This window comes from Limimaricola sp. G21655-S1, from assembly GCF_027213785.1.
Lineage (GTDB): Bacteria > Pseudomonadota > Alphaproteobacteria > Rhodobacterales > Rhodobacteraceae > Limimaricola.
In genome coordinates, this window is record NZ_JAPWGO010000566.1 from 1 (window position 1) to 230 (window position 230).

Below are 230 nucleotides of genomic sequence, written 5' to 3' on the forward strand. Positions count from 1 at the left end.
TGCCTGCCCCTTGCCCCACAGCGTATCCAGCCCGCTTGACGATGCGTGGCGGAACATGGCGAACAGCCAAGGCGGTTCCGAACAACCCTGCAATCACCGCGACGGCCAGCGCATTCATTGGGTGTATGGCGGCTGAGAACACTTCAAACCAAACATTGGCGCGGGTCTGACCGGAAGTGATTGGTGCAGAAAGCGACGAGAGATCGGCAAAGCTGTAGATCCACAGAAGG

General features: G+C 58.7%; 1 protein-coding gene. It reads right to left on the reverse strand.

Annotated features, from left to right (window positions below; all coding sequences use genetic code 11):
• The coding region (locus tag O4G76_RS21830) for a hypothetical protein (protein ID WP_269399159.1) at positions 1 to 230 on the reverse strand (230 nt) is incomplete at both ends.